The organism is Devosia psychrophila, assembly GCF_000971275.1.
Taxonomy (GTDB): domain Bacteria; phylum Pseudomonadota; class Alphaproteobacteria; order Rhizobiales; family Devosiaceae; genus Devosia; species Devosia psychrophila.
Map to the genome: position 1 here is coordinate 1 of NZ_LAPV01000005.1, position 703 is coordinate 703.

The 703-nt window shown below is 66.1% G+C and carries 1 pseudogene; it reads right to left on the reverse strand.

Going from position 1 to position 703, the window contains the following annotated elements:
* Window positions 1-703 (reverse strand): annotated as a pseudogene (locus tag WH91_RS25170) (IS630 family transposase); the annotation flags it as partial.

Here is a 703-nt window from a genome sequence, read left to right on the forward strand (position 1 = left end):
AGGGTGATATTGGCGGGCACCACGAGTGCGGCGGAGATGTGCCATCCGGCCTGATCGAGTAGCAGCACGGCATGGGCCCCCGGTGCCACGGCGGCTGAGATTTCCGCCAGATGGAGCATCATGCCCTCGCTGTTGCAGCGGGGTAGAACGAGCGCGGCGCCTTTGCCCTGCGCCGGACAGATCGCGCCGTAGATATAGGCCGAGGTGGTCCGCTGGTCCTTGGGTGCCGATGGTCGCGTCCCGCGCTTGGCCCAGCGTCGGGTGATCCCGTTCTTCTGGCCGACCCGTGCTTCGTCTTGCCACCACAGCTCTATGGGTGTGCCACGAGGGAGCGTCGCCCGGATCGCTGCCACTGCGGCGGGGAAGTTTTTTTAAACGTCGGTATGGCATCGGCGTCCTGCGCATGGTGACGGGGTCGCGCCGACAGTTTGCGATAGCCCATGGCGCGCAACTCCCGGCTCAGGGTCTGCTTGCTGATCCAGACCCTGAACTCATCCCAAACCCACTGCGCCAGATCAATCAGCCGCCACCGCACGACCCCGTGCGAAGCCGGGATCGGTCCGCTCTCCACGATGGCCGCCAGGGCCCGGCGCTGGGCATCGTCCAGCAACGCAATGCCGCCCGGCGGTACACCATCGACCAAGCCATCAGGGCCGGCGGCGTTGAACCGCAATACCCAGTCCCGCACGGTCTGAAGACCAAC